This is a genomic window from Corynebacterium phocae (genome assembly GCF_008693075.1).
Taxonomy (GTDB): domain Bacteria; phylum Actinomycetota; class Actinomycetes; order Mycobacteriales; family Mycobacteriaceae; genus Corynebacterium; species Corynebacterium phocae.
This window is the reverse complement of sequence record NZ_VXKJ01000037.1, coordinates 184,120-197,831: the sequence shown is the minus strand read 5'-3', so window position 1 is coordinate 197,831 and position 13,712 is coordinate 184,120. Positions and strand designations below refer to the sequence as shown.

Below are 13,712 nucleotides of genomic sequence, written 5' to 3'. Positions count from 1 at the left end.
TTTTCCTATTTACTCTCACCGCTGGTGGAGTTCTTCTCCAACAGCTCGAGGAACTGGTCAAACAACGGGTTGGCGTCCCGCGGGCCGGCGGCGGCCTCCGGGTGGTACTGCACCGAATAAGCCATGCCGTTTTCTAGGGCCACTCCCTCCACGACGTCGTCGTTTAAGCAGGTGTGCGTCACCAGGGCCGGGCCAAAGTCCGACTCCCAGGTAGCGCCCGCGGCAGGTTTTCCCTCACCCGCCGGGTTTTCCAGCGCGAAGCCGTGGTTCTGGGCGGTGATATCAATCTTGCCCGTCAGGTGGTTGCGCACCGGCACGTTAATGCCGCGGTGGCCGAATTTGAGCTTGTAAGTGCCAAGGCCGAGTGCTCGGCCTAGGATTTGGTTACCGAAGCAGATGCCGAAGAAGGGGATCTTGGCAGCCAACACCTCGCGAACAACCTCCACCATGGCATCAGCCGTAGCGGGGTCACCAGGGCCGTTGGAAACGAAGACGCCATCCGGGCTGTACTGCTTAATCTCTGCAAACGGGGTGTTAGCGGGAACCACTACGGTCTCAATCCCGCGCTTGGAGAAGTTCACCGGCGTGGCGGTCTTCACCCCCATGTCGTAGCAGACCACGGTGTAGCGCTTTTTCCCCTCCGGGGCCACGGTGTAGGGGGCATCGGTGGAGACTTGCTCAGCGATATCCATGCCCTCCATGGACGGCTGGGCCTTGACCTCCTCAATAAGCTCTGCGACGGGGCGCAAGGCGGCGTCGCCAGAAAAGATACCGGCCGGCACGGAACCGAAGTTGCGCAGATGGCGCACCAGCGCGCGGGTGTCCACGCCGCGGATACCAATGACGCCCTGGGAGGCCATCTCCTCCGGCAGGCTACGCGCCGCGCGCCAGTTGGACACGCGGTGGGACAGATCGCGGATGACCAAACCGGCCACCCAAATCTTGTTTCCGGCGGACTCGTTGTCCTCATCATTCCACCCCGTGTTGCCAATCTGCGGGGCGGTGGCCACCACAATCTGGCGGTGGTAGGAAGGATCCGTCATGGTCTCCTGGTAGCCGGTCATGCCGGTAGTAAACACGGCCTCACCCAGCTGGGTGCCGGTGGCGCCAAAGCCGAAGCCACGGAAAGTGCGGCCGTCGGCAAGGACCAAGATTGCGGGAATGTTGTCAGTCATGGTTTTACTTCTCCAGCTTGTAGGTCAGGTTGCCGCGCAGGAAGGTGTGCGTGACGTGGGCGGAAAATTCCTCCCCCTCGTAAGGATTGTTTTCACTCTTGGACTCCAGCTTGGCGCTATCGGAGGTCCAGGCGTGCTTGGGGTCCACGATGGTTAAGTTGGCGGGCTCTCCCACCGCGATGGGCCGCCCGTGGTCCGGGGTGCGGGTGATCTCCGCCGGTTTTTCACTCATCACGCGCGCTACGAAACGCCAGTCCGCGAGTCCAGATTCCACGAAGATCTTGGCCACTACGGCCAGGGAGGACTCCAAGCCCAACATGCCTGGCTTGGCGTTTTCGAACTCCACGCACTTGTCCTCCGCGCCGTGCGGGGCGTGGTCGGTGGACACGCAGTCAATCACGCCGTCCAGCAGCGCCTGGCGCAAAGCCAGGGTGTCGTGCTCCTCGCGCAGCGGCGGGTTGACGCGGAAGACGCCGTCGTAAGTGACCAGCTTGTCATCGGTGAGCATAAGGTGGTGCGGGGTGACTTCCGCGGTCAACGGGATACCCTGGTCCTTAGCCCACTTGAGCAGCTCCACGGTGCCGGTGGTAGACGCGTGGCAAATGTGCACGCGGTTGCCGTAGTCGCGCGCCAGGAGGGCGTCGCGGATCACAATGGATTCCTCAGCGACCCGGGGCCAGCCGCGCAAGCCCAGCTTGGCGGCGGTGGCACCCTCGTGCGCGCAGGCGCCGTCGGTCATACGGTGGTCCTCGGCGTGCTGGGCCAGCAGCACGTCCAAGCCCTTGGCGTACTCCAGCGCGCGGCGCATGAGCTGCGGGTCTTGTACGCACTTGCCGTCATCGGAGAACATGCGGACCTTGGCGTCCGAGCGGGCCATCATGCCAAACTCGGTGAGCGTCTTGCCCTCCAAACCCTTAGTAATGGACCCCACCGGGTGGACGTCGCACAGGCCCAGTGCCTGGGACTTGGCCCACACGGATTCGGCGATGATGGGCTGATCGGTTACCGGGCTGGTATTAGCCATGGTGTAGACGGCGGTGAAACCGCCCTTGGCGGCGGCGCGGGAACCGGACTCGATGGTCTCGGTGTCCTCGCGGCCGGGCTCGCGCAGGTGGACGTGCATGTCTACCAGTCCGGGAAGCAACACGTTGCCGCCGCCGTCAATAACGGTGTCGGCGGCGGCGCTGACCTTACCCAGCTGGGTGATGGTGCCGTCTTCTACCAAAACGGAGACGGGCTCACCCTCACCGTAGGGGCGGACGTTGTCAATGCGCAGGCTGCCAGCGGCGGGAAGGTATTGGCGGCCGGTGGAAGGATAGTGAGTCATGGTTATGGGGTTCTCCTTTTAAAATCCGGCGGTTTCGCCATTGGCCAACAGGGTAAATAGGACTGCCATGCGCACATGAACGCCGTTATTGACCTGCTGCAGCACGGCCGCACGGTCGAAGTCTGCTACGCCGTGGTTGATTTCCATGCCACGCAGCATGGGTCCGGGGTGCATGATGATGGCGTCTTTTTTCATAGCGCGCTCGCGCGCCTTGGACATGCCGTAGAGCGTGGCGTATTCGCGGTGGGACGGGAAGAACCCGCCGTTCATGCGCTCCTGCTGGACGCGCAACATCATAATGACGTCCGCGTCCGCGACCTCGGAGTCAAAATCATAGGAGACCTTGACCGGCCACTGGTCCACCCCATGGGGCAGCAAGGTGGGCGGGGCCACCAGGGTGATGTCCGCGCCCAGGGTGCTAAGCAAGTCCACATTCGAGCGCACCACGCGCGAGTGCAGGCAATCGCCCACAATCTTGACCTTCATGCCCTCGAAAGAGGTGGTGGACCCGGTGCCCAGGCCCAAGCGCTGGCGCATAGTCACCGCGTCCAGCAACGCCTGAGTGGGGTGCTGGTGTGAGCCGTCACCGGCGTTGATGACGCTGGGGCCATCACCGTTTGGTGCCACCCACTCGGCCAGCTGCCGACACGCGCCGGAGGAAGGATGCCGCATAATGATGGCGTCCGTGCCAATCGCGGCAATCGTCAGGCCGGTGTCTTTGAGGGATTCACCCTTTTTCACGGAAGAGGTGGAGGCGGAAATATTGATAACGTCCGCGGACATCCACTTGCCCGCCGTTTCAAAGGAAGACCGGGTGCGCGTGGAGTTTTCAAAAAACAGGGAGTAGATGGTGCGCCCACGCAAGGTGGGGAGCTTTTTCATCTCCCGCCCATTGAGCGCCTCGCGGAAGCGGTCCGCCTCATCTAGGATTTCAACAATGTCATCACGCGTTAGGTCCGCGATGTCGATGAGGTGTTTCATTAAAATTAGCCTTTTCGGGTCAAGACAACGGCGTCACGGCCGTCGATATCTGAGATAAGTACGGCAACGTCTTCATCACGCGAGGTGGGAATATTCTTGCCCACGTAGTCCGCGCGAATAGGGACTTCCCGGTGGCCGCGGTCAACCAGGCACGCTAGCTGAATAATCTGGGGCCGGCCGATATCGCGCAGCGCGTCCAGCGCCGAGCGGATGGTGCGCCCCGAAAACAGGACGTCATCGACCAAAATGACCACGGCGTCGTCTACTCCGCCCGCCGGAATGACGGTGGGCAGCAGCGCCCGGTGGGGTTTGCCGCGCAGGTCATCGCGGTACAAGGTGATGTCGAGGGAGCCACAGGCTATGTCTACGCCCGTGAATTCGGAAATCTTTTCGCTCAACCTCTGTGCTAATGGCACGCCCCCGGAGGGAATACCAAGCAGGACTACGCGCGGCGACTCCGGGGAGCCGAGCGCGGTTTTTTCAATAATCTGGTGCGCGATTCGTGCAACAGTACGCGCTACGTCATCGGCCGATAATAGGTCGGTGTCGTGGTGCGATAAGTTATCAACACTCATCGTGACCTCCTTCCCCGCCTCACAGTGCGGTCTTTAAAGGATGCCTACAGTTAATCCGCACACGCGGATGCGCGCGGAGTTCGTTTTTTCAAACAACCACAGCTTAGCAGTTCGTAGAAACGAATACACCCTTTCTGGTCTATTCTAGGTGGTAGCAAAAATTTAACCGAAGGGAACACATAAGTTGAGTTTTCAAGCAACGCATACCGTGGCAGCGCCCCGCGAACTGGTGTGGCAGTGGCACACCCGGCCGGGCGCGCTGACCAGGCTTTCGCCCCCCTTCGTTCCCATGGTGCCCCTCAAGCAAGCCGAACGCCTTTCCGACGGCACCACCATCCTGGGTCTGCCGGCCGGGCTGAAATGGGTAGCGCGCCACGATCTCTCCCGCTACCAGCGCGGCTACCAGTTCGCTGATGTGTGTATCAGCGCTCCCTTGCAGAAGCTGGCCAACTGGCGCCACATCCATACCTTTGCCGACGCCCCGAACTCCCACACCCTTATCACCGACACCGTAGACACCCGTATCCCGGGTGCCGCCCTGGAAAGCGTCTTCGCCTACCGCCAGCGCCAGCTCATCGGCGACTTCGACTTCCTTGCCCGCATGCACTCCCTCAACGGTGCCGCCAAGCCGCTAGTCATTGCCATGACCGGCTCCCGGGGCGGCGTGGGCCGAGCGCTGTCCGCGCAACTAACTACCGCCGGCCATGACGTCATCCAGTTGGTACGCGGCAAGACCAAGCCGGGCCAGCGCCACTGGGATCCGGACTCCCCTGCACCGGAGCTCCTTGAGGGCATCGACGTCCTGGTGCACCTGGCCGGTGAGCCCATTTTTGGGCGCTTCAATGACTCCCACAAGGCAGAAATCCGCGACTCCCGCGTAGGGCCCACCCGGAAACTCGCCCAGCTAGTGGCGGAAAGCAAGTCAACCACGGCGCTAGTCTGCGCCTCCGCTGTGGGCATCTATGGCCCCGACCGCGGTGAGGAACCTCTGGATGAAAATTCCGCCCGGGGGGAAGGCTTTCTTGCCGACGCCGTCTCTGATTGGGAAGCAGCCACGCTCCCCGCCCGGGACGCCGGCAAGCGCGTGGTCAATATCCGCACCGGCGTGGCACTATCCAGCGCCTCCGGACTCCTGCCGCTGCTGCGTTTGCTTTTCCAAACCGGGCTTGGCGGGCCGTTTGGTGACGGCGAATTCTGGTTTAGCTGGATTGCCCACGACGATCTCACGGATATCTATTTCCGCGCCATTGTCGATGAGTCAATGGAAGGGCCCATCAACGCCACCTCCCCCAACCCCGTACTCAACCGGGAGATGGTCAAAGCGCTGGGCAAGGAGCTTGGCCGCCCCACCGTCATCCCAGTGCCCACCCTGGGCCCCGCCCTACTGCTGGGTAAAGAAGGAGCACGTGAGCTGGCCCTTGCGGACCAGCGGGCGCTTCCGGCCTACCTGGAAAACCTGGGCCACACCTTCCGCTACCCGCATATTCAGCAAGCCTTTGCCCACGAGCTGGGGGGCGAGGAACTCGTTTGCGTAGCTGATTAGTTAAGGTGGAGTGTAAACACCGTCGTCTACCGTAAAAGGGACATTTTGTGACCACTCCAGAACCGCAGATTTTGCCGGATACCCCGGTAATTGACGTAAAAATTGACCGCATTGAGGAAATCCTCACCGAACAGGGGCTCAAGTACCGAATTGAAGACGCCCCCGCCCCTGCCCCTAACGGGGAAGACAAGGAAGGCGAACAAAGCGCGGAAACCACCGTCAAGGTGCTGCGCACCGGTTTTATCAACACCGCTATCGCCATGCAGGTGCGCGGCGATGTCCTGGTGATTGACTCCATCTGGCGCGGCCGGATTCCCAGCTCCGAAGGCCCCCAGGTACTCCAGCTCATCAACGAATGGAACTCCCAGCACTTCGCGCCCACCCTGCGCTTTTTCGAATCCCCGGAACAAACGTTGGCCATCTCCGCCGTCCGCGAACTCAACGTAGCGGACGGTGCCAGCCGCAACCAGCTGGGAGCCTTTGTCATGGCCTCGCTCAACGCGTTGCTTGAGGCATTTGCCTTCGTTGAACAGAAATACCCGCAGCTAATCACCTGGCAGGAGCCTCACAATGACTAAGACGCTGAACCCTAACGACCCAAACTCCCTAGCCATCGTTGATATCGACCGGATCATCGAGGCCATGGCCACCTTCGAAATTGAGCTAGAGCGCGTGGAGGGCCGCGATGACGCCGCCACCGCCAACCTCAATGGCTTGCCGTGCCTGTTCGCGGTTCTGGACTCCGTGGCGCTGGTGCGCTGCGACGTCCAAACGGACGCCACCTTCTTGGGCGCGGACGCCGGGCTGTTCCTGGCGGCTAATCAGATCAACTCCGTGGCCTTCGGCGCGCGGGCAGTTATCTCCGAATATGAGGGCACCCTGGTGGTGCGCACCGAACGCGAGCTTCCCATCGCCGCCGGCATGAACGACCAGCAGCTGCGGACCCAGCTCAAGGCCGCCGTGGACGGCGTGCTGCGGGCGCAGGACGCCATGGTTTCCGCCGCCCAGGAGATGGCTAAGTTGGGCTCCGAGACCGCCGGTAACGAAGCCCCACAAGAGTCCTAAATAACCACATCCCATACCGGTGACAATCGGCCACCTGGCCGGCCCCTGGCTGCCCTTGGCGCGGAATGTGAATTCATCAACGCAACGAAGTCCCACTCCAAGGGCAAAGCTTCCTACCGGTGTGGGCGCCGGCCTGGGCTCCAAACAGCTCGAGTACTGTGCGGTTACCGCCTTCGGGGTCTTCGACCACACTTCCCAGCACGTGAAAGAAAGTTTCTCCAGCGCGTGGGAGTCAAGGGAGGAAGCCTCAGATGATGCCACGCCTAAGCACCACGGACGCAGTAGGTCTTTCGGCACAAAATATAAATGGTAGAAAAGGGGCCTTGTCAAGGGGATTACTTAGTCTTGAGCAGAGTTAGATTTAAATCTTTGTAGGAATAATGCAGTGAGCATTAGACTCAAAATACTGGCGAGCAGCATTTTAAAACTGGTAGGGGTATCCAGAACGAATAGTAGGTGCTGTGCTCGCGTGCCACTAAAAACTGTCCATAATGCTGTTTGTGCAATAAATTGAGCAAAAAGCAATAAGGATAAAGTATCTGTTCGTAGCACGCTTCCTAACACGACGCAGACTGCTAGTAGCAAGGTGGCGATATAGGCAAAGCGGGTACTAAAAAGGCCGGCGACTGCGCCAATCCAAGGAGTGAACCAGAGCGTGGCTAAGACACCCAAATCGCTTAACATCCAAGACTTAGGAGAAGCGATTTCTAGCCGGGAAATCTCATTACGGAATACGATGATTGGTAACAGGCTGTAGGCGAAGGCCAGGAGTACGCCAATAGTGAAGAACTGATAGGAATGGAGCCAGGGTATCCCGACTATGACCTGTTCAAATAAAGTTGCGACTATTCCTACGCTGATAATTGCCGGCATGAAAATATGAAGTTTATGGCCACGCGAATAGAGCTTAAGATAGCGGTTCATATCATCACCTTCTTTGCGGACAGTAATTATCTTCGAGCCTTTCGTGCACCACACTAAGCTCAACAACTTGTTCGGGAGGCCACGGGAGGCTCGTCATAATGATCCCTAGCTCCTGAGCGGGGATGCCACATATACTTTTACCTTCACGGATCAGCTGTGCTGAGGCTGCCTGATCTACAAATGCGCCAAGTACTCCGTCTACGTTATTTAGCCCAACAAAAGTTAAAGAATCTCTAGAGCCACTACCCCATAAAATGGGGTTGTTTATATAGCTATTCCAGGATTCTGGTGCGACTTTTCGCAGCTCATCAAGGGCTAGGACGTTGTTTTCAAAATATGAATCGGGGATTTCTGGCCACGCGCAAATATTATCCCGGCACTTCATCTCAGAAGGATCACGTGGAGCGCTACCAGTAGGGTTCATCGATTTACCTATACTGAAGGTCATTGCCATGGAAATGATTCCTAGGCATAACAGCAGCATACCGGTGAACCGTGATAACTTCCAGACTAAGCATAAACCAGTGATGATGAAGGCTGCGCTCGCTATTCCAAGCATTGCCAGAAAGATAGCCTGGCTATTTAGAACTTCCCCGTAAGAACAACAAACCAAAAATTTACCAGTCACCCGGTCGATTGGCCCGGGCGGGATAGCTACTATAAGTGCGTACCATGCGAAGGATATGCCGCCGGATAGACACATTGCCAGAACCGGGCTCAGGGTAAACCCTAATATAGTCCCTATCAACGTCCATGAGACTCCAACAACCAGGGCGTAGAAAAGCATCAGCCAAAAGCTGATCTTAGTGAAAATAAAGGTATTGGAGCTTTGGACAAGGATGGCAAAGAAATATCCAATAGGTACCACGAGACACCACATGAGTGTGCGGTCTCGCCAAATTTTCAGTGCTATAGACAGACCGTGTTCGGCCAAGAACCGGAACCGTGAGGATTCCCATGCAGTTGCTATTGCTACAGCTGGAGCTAATAAAAAAAGTGCCATTGTAGACGCTGCTAATACTTGCTCAGAATAAAATGTTCCGCGAAACTGGAGAATTGGCACCAGGCTGAGTAGAGCCAGCACCAGACATATCCACGCAGAAGGCCTACGTGCCCAGTGTGCTAGACGGAATTCAGGAACCATAGCCCTGCCTCCTGCTTCTGAAAGAACGGGCTAGCACCTGTGCTGCAGAGTTGCCTTCCGTGTCGGCTAACTCTAAGAACTCTTTTCTATCGCCATCAAACTCTATTGTCCCGCTGGCGAGCACGATCACTCTGCTGAAAGGTTCCTGTAGCTCACCGGAGTCGTGGGTGGAGACGACTAGATTTTGGCCTGCATCAACTATTTTCCGGTAAATCTCGGTAATATGCTGCTTATTGACGGTGTCAAGAGCCGCACTAGGCTCATCAAGAAGTAGTGTAGTTGCCCCGGTGTTTAATGCAGTTGCTATCGCCAAGCGGGAGCTTTCACCACCACTTAGATTTTCGCAACGCTGATTCGCCAGATGGTCTAGGTTGGTGAATTCTAGACAGCTTAGGCTATTTTTAGCTGCAGCCTTCCTATCCTGGCCGAACAACCATGCCACATATGCACAGTACTCTGCGCAAGTGAAACCAACGATTGGCTTAAACTGCTGCTCAACGAAGGCTATGGAATCAGTGGCTGAAATTGTTCCGCTAGTTGGTTTCATGCGCCCGGAAATCAGAGATAATAAGGTAGATTTCCCGGCGCCATTTGCCCCCAGCAGTAAAGTCGGCCGGTTGCCTATCTCGAGATGCGGAATATTGAGTACGCACCTCCCCTGCCGAACAACGGTGAGTGCTTGCAGCTCTATAGGCACTAATACACCACCTTGGGCCATTCGATGGTGAGTTGATTCCAGTCGAAGGTCTGCACCTCTCCATAGTAGAGTCCGCTGGCTACGTTACCCCAGTTTCCCCTGTCCCAGCTCCGGTAGCAATGATTGAGGTTTCTTGAACCCAGATTAACGTCTGGCCAGAACTTAATTGCTCGATGCAATGTGAATTCCACCTTTCCGGGAGAACCATGCGGGTTATTTAGACACCGGGACGCTGTTATCTCAGTGTTGTAGCTATCGAGGGCTGCACCTGTCCATGTGCGCGTCTTGAATCCTGTTCTCACCCCATGCATTTGGGTCTCAAAAAATCCTTCAGCGTTGGCAGTTCCCGGTGAGACTACCAGATGAAGGCTAGTAATGGAAAGATCAGTTGTTGGCGATTAATAAATTTCAAAATAGACCCCTTATATCTGTGCGTAAGAAATGTAGATCGATTTTCCAAAGAAACAGCAGGCTTCGCGGTCACTTCGTGAGCCAGCTTGGCCTATTGCTGCTAAGTAGAATATTTTAGCTCACTCTAATCAGTGATTGTTCCAGTGTTAAGCGACATCCCGAAACGTGCTTGCCAGCGTCTCTAAATTGTTCCAGGTTATTGGGTTATTCGATGACTCTACTCCTTGCCAGCTGTTGCTTGATTAAGCCGAACGGATTCGCTTTTGGTGGTGACGGTGCGGGCGTCGTTGCCAGCGCCATCACGGATCCTGCTGTCACGAATGAATTGTTGGCCGGTAAGGAGACTGACTCAAAGACCAACCAGCAGCATTGGCAGCGCCAACGCGACCGAGCTGAAGACCACTTTGCCGCCCAACCCATCGACCAACACCCCAGTACCTAAAATCCCGCCGGATCTGTAAAAAGCTATGACATCGTGTGCGGACCTGACATCATATTAGGAGTTCTTAATCCGTTCACGTTCGGTTTCTGGATCGAAGTCTGCGGGAGGCCACGCCAAATCCAAGTGGCGGAGCAGATCCACCATGAGGGCCTTGAGCGCGGTGCGCGCGTAACGCTTGTTGTCGGAGGGGATGACGTACCAAGGGGCGTGGAAGGCGTCGGTGCGCCGGATGGCGTCCTCGTAAGCCCGCATATAGTCATCCCAGTATTGGCGCTCCTCAACGTCTGAAGGGTCGTACTTCCAGAATTTATCCTCCCGCTCGGTGCGCTCTATGAGGTTTTCTTTTTGGAAGTCCTGTGAGATATGCAGCATAACCTTGATGATCCGCACGCCCTTGGCGGCCAGCTCCGCCTCGTATTCGCGGATGGCCTCGATCCGCCGGTCTATCTCATCCTCGTCCACCCACTCGTGGACACGCTGGATGAGAACATCCTCGTAGTGCGAGCGGTCGAAGGCCACAATCTGCCCTGGCTGGGGATCGTGCTTGCGGATCCGCCACAGGAAGTCGTGTTCCAGCTCTTCCTCGGTGGGCTTGCCAAAGCCGGTGGTATAGGTCCCCTGCGGGTCGAAAGTCGAAAACACGTGGCGGATGGCACCACCCTTGCCGGAGGTGTCCATGCCCTGCAGGATAAGCAGTACCGAAGGAGCGCTGTCACCGTGGGCCCGCCCGTTGGCAAACAGGCGCTCCTGCAGATCATAGAGCTCATCGTCGAACTTGGAAAACTCTTTCTTGAGCTCGTCTTTGTCACCGTCAAAGCCCGGCGTGGAGGTGGGATCCACGTCCGAAATGTGGAAGTTCTTGCCTGCGCGCAGCTTAAGTGCGTCCGCTATTGTGAATTCAGCCATACTCTTCAGCATAGTTGCCGGCGGCCTGTTCCACGAGGAAGTCCCCCGGTTTTGATAAATCGGGGGACTTCGGTGCTCTTGGTTCTTATTAAGGCTCCAGCGGCGGGATGTCGCTGTCTGAACCGTGGTCGTCCTCTTGATCGCGGTCATCATCGAGACCACTGTCCAACTCTTCATCCAAGCCATCGGACTGTTCAGGCTCGGATTCAACGCCGCCCACGTTCATGGGGTTGGCGTCCGAACGCGACTGAGCAATATCATCCAGCACGGCGTGGATGTATGGCGCTGCCTTATCCGTGGAGTATTCAGAGGCAATTTCCACCGCCTCCACAATCGCGGTAGCGGCGGGAACCTCCGGGTTAAACAGCAGCTCCCAGCAGCCCACGCGCAAGATTGCGCGGTCAACGGCAGGAAGGCGGTGGTATTCCCAGTCCTCAGACAAATAACGGGTGATGGCTTCGTCGATAGCGTCAAGCTCGGTGGCCGCACCCTCGATGATTTCGCGAGTGTAATCAGAAATAGGAGCCACCCCGTTGTTTACATCACGAGCCAAGGCCACGCGGTCTTCGACAATGGCCACAGGGTCCACGTCACGGGTTTCCGCCTCAAACAGAATGTCCGCTGCGCGGCGGCGGGCCCGATAGCGCGCCGTGTGCCGCTTGTAGTTGACTTCTTCTGATTTCTTTTCTGCGCTCACTGAAAGTCTCTAACCTAGCTATTCACGCGGGATAGGTACTCACCCGTGCGGGTGTCAATCTTTAGGACGTTGCCGATCTCGATAAACAGGGGCACCTGAATGTCAGCGCCGGTCTCCAGGGTGGCAGGCTTGGTGCCGCCGTTGGAGCGGTCACCCTGCAGGCCAGGTTCGGTGTGCTCAACCTTCAGGTCAACGGAGATGGGGAGCTCGCCGAAGAGGGCTTCACCTTCGTGGAAGGAGATCTGGACCTGCATGTTTTCCAGCAGGAAGCGTCCGGCGTTGCCAAACTTGTCAAACGGAATCTCGAACTGCTCGTAGGTCTTGTCATCCATGACAACAAAGTTCTGGCCGTCGTTGTAAAGGTAGGTCATGGTGCGGCGGTCAACGGTGGCCGTTTCAACCTTGACGCCGGCGTTGAAGGTCTTGTCGGTGACCTTGCCGGAGACAACGTCCTTGAGCTTGGTGCGCACGAAAGCCGGGCCTTTGCCTGGCTTGACGTGCTGGAATTCGATGATTTGCTGCAGCTTGTTGTCGATCTTGAGGACAAGACCGTTCTTGAAGTCAGTAGTATCAGCCATGGATTTAAAGATTCTCCCAATAGTTGGTGTTGAAAACAGGCCTTAAGCGTACCAAAGCACGCGGTTCAAATAACAGTTAAGGAACCCAAGGCCCAAAATAGTCGTTGAGCGCTGAGGCCCTTGAAGATGTTCCAGGAAACCTAGAGGACGCGGAGTTGCTTTGGCAGTGTGGTGATTACCTCCGGGGCACCCTCGGTGATGATGAGTGTGTCTTCGATCCGGACGCCGCCCTTGCCCGGGACGTAGACACCCGGCTCGATGGTCAGGGTCATACCGGGTTTAAGCTCACCGCTGCCCGTGGTGGCGGCGTAGGGGGCTTCGTGGACGTCAAGGCCAATACCGTGACCCGTGGAGTGCACAAAGTATTCGCCATAACCGGCTTCCTTGATAATGTCCCGGCACGCCGCGTCCACGTCAACCAAGCTGGCCCCCGGCACGGCGGCTTTAACGCCTGCCTCCTGGGACTTTAGAACCAACTCGTAGATTTCACGGGCAAACTCCCCCACCTCTCCGAGGACGAAGGTGCGAGTGCAGTCCGAGTTGAAACCATCCACGTGTGCACCGTAATCGATAGTGACAATGTCACCGCTGGCCAGCACGCGGTCGCCCGCGCCGTGGTGAGGCTTGGCAGAGTTTGGTCCCGAGGCCACAATCGTGTCAAAGGACACCCGCTCCGCCCCGGCTACGCGCATACGGTACTCCAAGTCCGCCGCTACCTGCCGTTCGGTGCGCCCGATAGCAACTTCGCCGGCGTCAAGGCACGCCTCCAGGGCATCCGAGGCCAACTGCGCTACCTGTGTCAGACCGTCCAACTCCGCCGCGTCTTTGACCAGGCGGATTTTTTCAATAACCCCGGTCACCGGCACCAGGTCAATGCCCTCGGGCGTCTCCTCTTTTAGCTTGTCTAGCTGTGACACGCTAACGTAATCGGCTTCAAAACCCACGCGGAGCGGAGCTTCGACCGTTGCCAGCAACGCGGGTCCTACTGCACGCCCGGTAATGGCTTCGATATCGGGGACTTCTTCAGCAATCTGGGTCGTGTAGCGACCGTCCGTTGCCATGGTGGCGAAGAGATCCCCGGAGAGCAACAGCGCGCCGTTTGACCCGGAAAAGCCAGTCAGGTAGCGGACATGGGTGAGGTGGGTGACCAACATCGCGTCAACCTGCTGCTCAGGTAGTTGAGCGGCTAGTTTCTGGCGGCGGTTGCTAAAACTTGTGTCTGTCTGGGCCATGGGTGGGCTCCTCCT

The 13,712-nt window shown here is 57.6% G+C and carries 15 protein-coding genes; 4 read left to right on the top strand and 11 right to left on the bottom strand.

All coding sequences use genetic code 11. From position 1 onward, the window contains the following. Positions 1-5: 5 nt before the first annotated feature. Genes carA through pyrR form a run of 4 tightly spaced genes read right to left on the bottom strand, consistent with a single transcriptional unit; the run spans position 6 to position 4,058 of the window. Complete coding sequence (gene carA, locus F4V58_RS05235) at positions 6-1,175, bottom strand: glutamine-hydrolyzing carbamoyl-phosphate synthase small subunit (protein WP_075733962.1); 1,170 nt, start codon at positions 1,173-1,175, stop codon at positions 6-8. Between the two features lie 4 nt (positions 1,176-1,179). Next, positions 1,180-2,502, bottom strand: a complete 1,323-nt coding sequence (locus F4V58_RS05230; RefSeq protein ID WP_075733960.1) for a dihydroorotase — start codon at positions 2,500-2,502, stop codon at positions 1,180-1,182. A gap of 18 nt (positions 2,503-2,520) precedes the next feature. After that, a complete protein-coding gene (locus F4V58_RS05225) occupies positions 2,521-3,483 on the bottom strand; it encodes an aspartate carbamoyltransferase catalytic subunit (RefSeq protein ID WP_075733958.1) in 963 nt (320 codons plus the stop codon). A gap of 5 nt (positions 3,484-3,488) precedes the next feature. Continuing rightward, positions 3,489-4,058 carry a bifunctional pyr operon transcriptional regulator/uracil phosphoribosyltransferase PyrR gene (gene pyrR, locus F4V58_RS05220; protein WP_075733956.1) on the bottom strand — a complete coding sequence of 190 codons (570 nt, stop codon included), beginning with the start codon at positions 4,056-4,058 and terminating at the stop codon, positions 3,489-3,491. Positions 4,059-4,242: 184 nt separating this feature from the next. Between pyrR and F4V58_RS05215 the strand changes: the two genes are divergently transcribed. From F4V58_RS05215 to F4V58_RS05205, 3 genes are read left to right on the top strand one after another with little or no spacing between them, the layout of a single operon-like run. Continuing rightward, on the top strand, positions 4,243-5,601 hold the full coding sequence (locus tag F4V58_RS05215) for a TIGR01777 family oxidoreductase (protein WP_075733954.1): 1,359 nt from the start codon (positions 4,243-4,245) through the stop codon (positions 5,599-5,601). Positions 5,602-5,648: 47 nt separating this feature from the next. Next, positions 5,649-6,179 (top strand): YbjN domain-containing protein, encoded by a 531-nt coding sequence (locus F4V58_RS05210; RefSeq protein ID WP_075733952.1) that lies wholly within the window; start codon positions 5,649-5,651, stop codon positions 6,177-6,179. Continuing rightward, entirely contained in the window at positions 6,172-6,666 is a 495-nt protein-coding gene (locus F4V58_RS05205; RefSeq protein WP_075733950.1) for a YbjN domain-containing protein, read from the top strand. Before F4V58_RS05210 ends, F4V58_RS05205 begins: the two co-directional genes overlap by 8 nt. Positions 6,667-7,005: 339 nt before the next feature. On the opposite strand, the gene F4V58_RS05200 is transcribed toward F4V58_RS05205, so the two are convergent. Genes F4V58_RS05200 through F4V58_RS05190 form a run of 3 tightly spaced genes read right to left on the bottom strand, consistent with a single transcriptional unit; the run spans position 7,006 to position 9,431 of the window. Further along, positions 7,006-7,590, bottom strand: coding sequence for a hypothetical protein (locus F4V58_RS05200; RefSeq protein WP_075733948.1), 585 nt, complete (start codon positions 7,588-7,590; stop codon positions 7,006-7,008). Between the two features lie 4 nt (positions 7,591-7,594). Further along, the gene (locus tag F4V58_RS05195) at positions 7,595-8,674 is read right to left on the bottom strand and encodes a hypothetical protein (RefSeq protein ID WP_150385715.1); all 1,080 of its coding nucleotides are present in this window, start codon (positions 8,672-8,674) and stop codon (positions 7,595-7,597) included. A 49-nt stretch (positions 8,675-8,723) separates the two neighbouring features. Continuing rightward, entirely contained in the window at positions 8,724-9,431 is a 708-nt protein-coding gene (locus F4V58_RS05190) for an ATP-binding cassette domain-containing protein (RefSeq protein ID WP_245803037.1), read from the bottom strand. 649 nt (positions 9,432-10,080) lie between these two features. Between F4V58_RS05190 and F4V58_RS05180 the strand changes: the two genes are divergently transcribed. Continuing rightward, positions 10,081-10,284 carry a hypothetical protein gene (locus F4V58_RS05180; RefSeq protein ID WP_150385713.1) on the top strand — a complete coding sequence of 68 codons (204 nt, stop codon included), beginning with the start codon at positions 10,081-10,083 and terminating at the stop codon, positions 10,282-10,284. A gap of 54 nt (positions 10,285-10,338) precedes the next feature. On the opposite strand, the gene F4V58_RS05175 is transcribed toward F4V58_RS05180, so the two are convergent. The 4 genes from F4V58_RS05175 to F4V58_RS05160 all read right to left on the bottom strand — a co-directional run bounded on the left by F4V58_RS05175 (position 10,339) and on the right by F4V58_RS05160 (position 13,697). Continuing rightward, on the bottom strand, positions 10,339-11,190 hold the full coding sequence (locus F4V58_RS05175) for a PPK2 family polyphosphate kinase (RefSeq protein WP_075733940.1): 852 nt from the start codon (positions 11,188-11,190) through the stop codon (positions 10,339-10,341). A gap of 88 nt (positions 11,191-11,278) precedes the next feature. Further along, positions 11,279-11,887 carry a transcription antitermination factor NusB gene (gene nusB / locus F4V58_RS05170; protein ID WP_075733938.1) on the bottom strand — a complete coding sequence of 203 codons (609 nt, stop codon included), beginning with the start codon at positions 11,885-11,887 and terminating at the stop codon, positions 11,279-11,281. Positions 11,888-11,901: 14 nt separating this feature from the next. Beyond that, positions 11,902-12,465, bottom strand: a complete 564-nt coding sequence (gene efp / locus F4V58_RS05165; protein WP_075733936.1) for an elongation factor P — start codon at positions 12,463-12,465, stop codon at positions 11,902-11,904. A 140-nt stretch (positions 12,466-12,605) separates the two neighbouring features. Further along, positions 12,606-13,697, bottom strand: a complete 1,092-nt coding sequence (locus tag F4V58_RS05160; protein WP_075733934.1) for a M24 family metallopeptidase — start codon at positions 13,695-13,697, stop codon at positions 12,606-12,608. Positions 13,698-13,712: the final 15 nt, after the last annotated feature.

Coding starts and splice junctions, on each gene's coding strand:
- carA (WP_075733962.1), bottom strand. CDS start 1,175: ATGACTGACAACATTCCCGCAATCTTGGTCCTTGCCGACGGCCGCACT.
- F4V58_RS05230 (WP_075733960.1), bottom strand. CDS start 2,502: ATGACTCACTATCCTTCCACCGGCCGCCAATACCTTCCCGCCGCTGGC.
- F4V58_RS05225 (WP_075733958.1), bottom strand. CDS start 3,483: ATGAAACACCTCATCGACATCGCGGACCTAACGCGTGATGACATTGTT.
- pyrR (WP_075733956.1), bottom strand. CDS start 4,058: ATGAGTGTTGATAACTTATCGCACCACGACACCGACCTATTATCGGCC.
- F4V58_RS05205 (WP_075733950.1), top strand. CDS start 6,172: ATGACTAAGACGCTGAACCCTAACGACCCAAACTCCCTAGCCATCGTT.
- F4V58_RS05200 (WP_075733948.1), bottom strand. CDS start 7,590: ATGAACCGCTATCTTAAGCTCTATTCGCGTGGCCATAAACTTCATATT.
- F4V58_RS05175 (WP_075733940.1), bottom strand. CDS start 11,190: ATGGCTGAATTCACAATAGCGGACGCACTTAAGCTGCGCGCAGGCAAG.
- efp (WP_075733936.1), bottom strand. CDS start 12,465: ATGGCTGATACTACTGACTTCAAGAACGGTCTTGTCCTCAAGATCGAC.
- F4V58_RS05160 (WP_075733934.1), bottom strand. CDS start 13,697: ATGGCCCAGACAGACACAAGTTTTAGCAACCGCCGCCAGAAACTAGCC.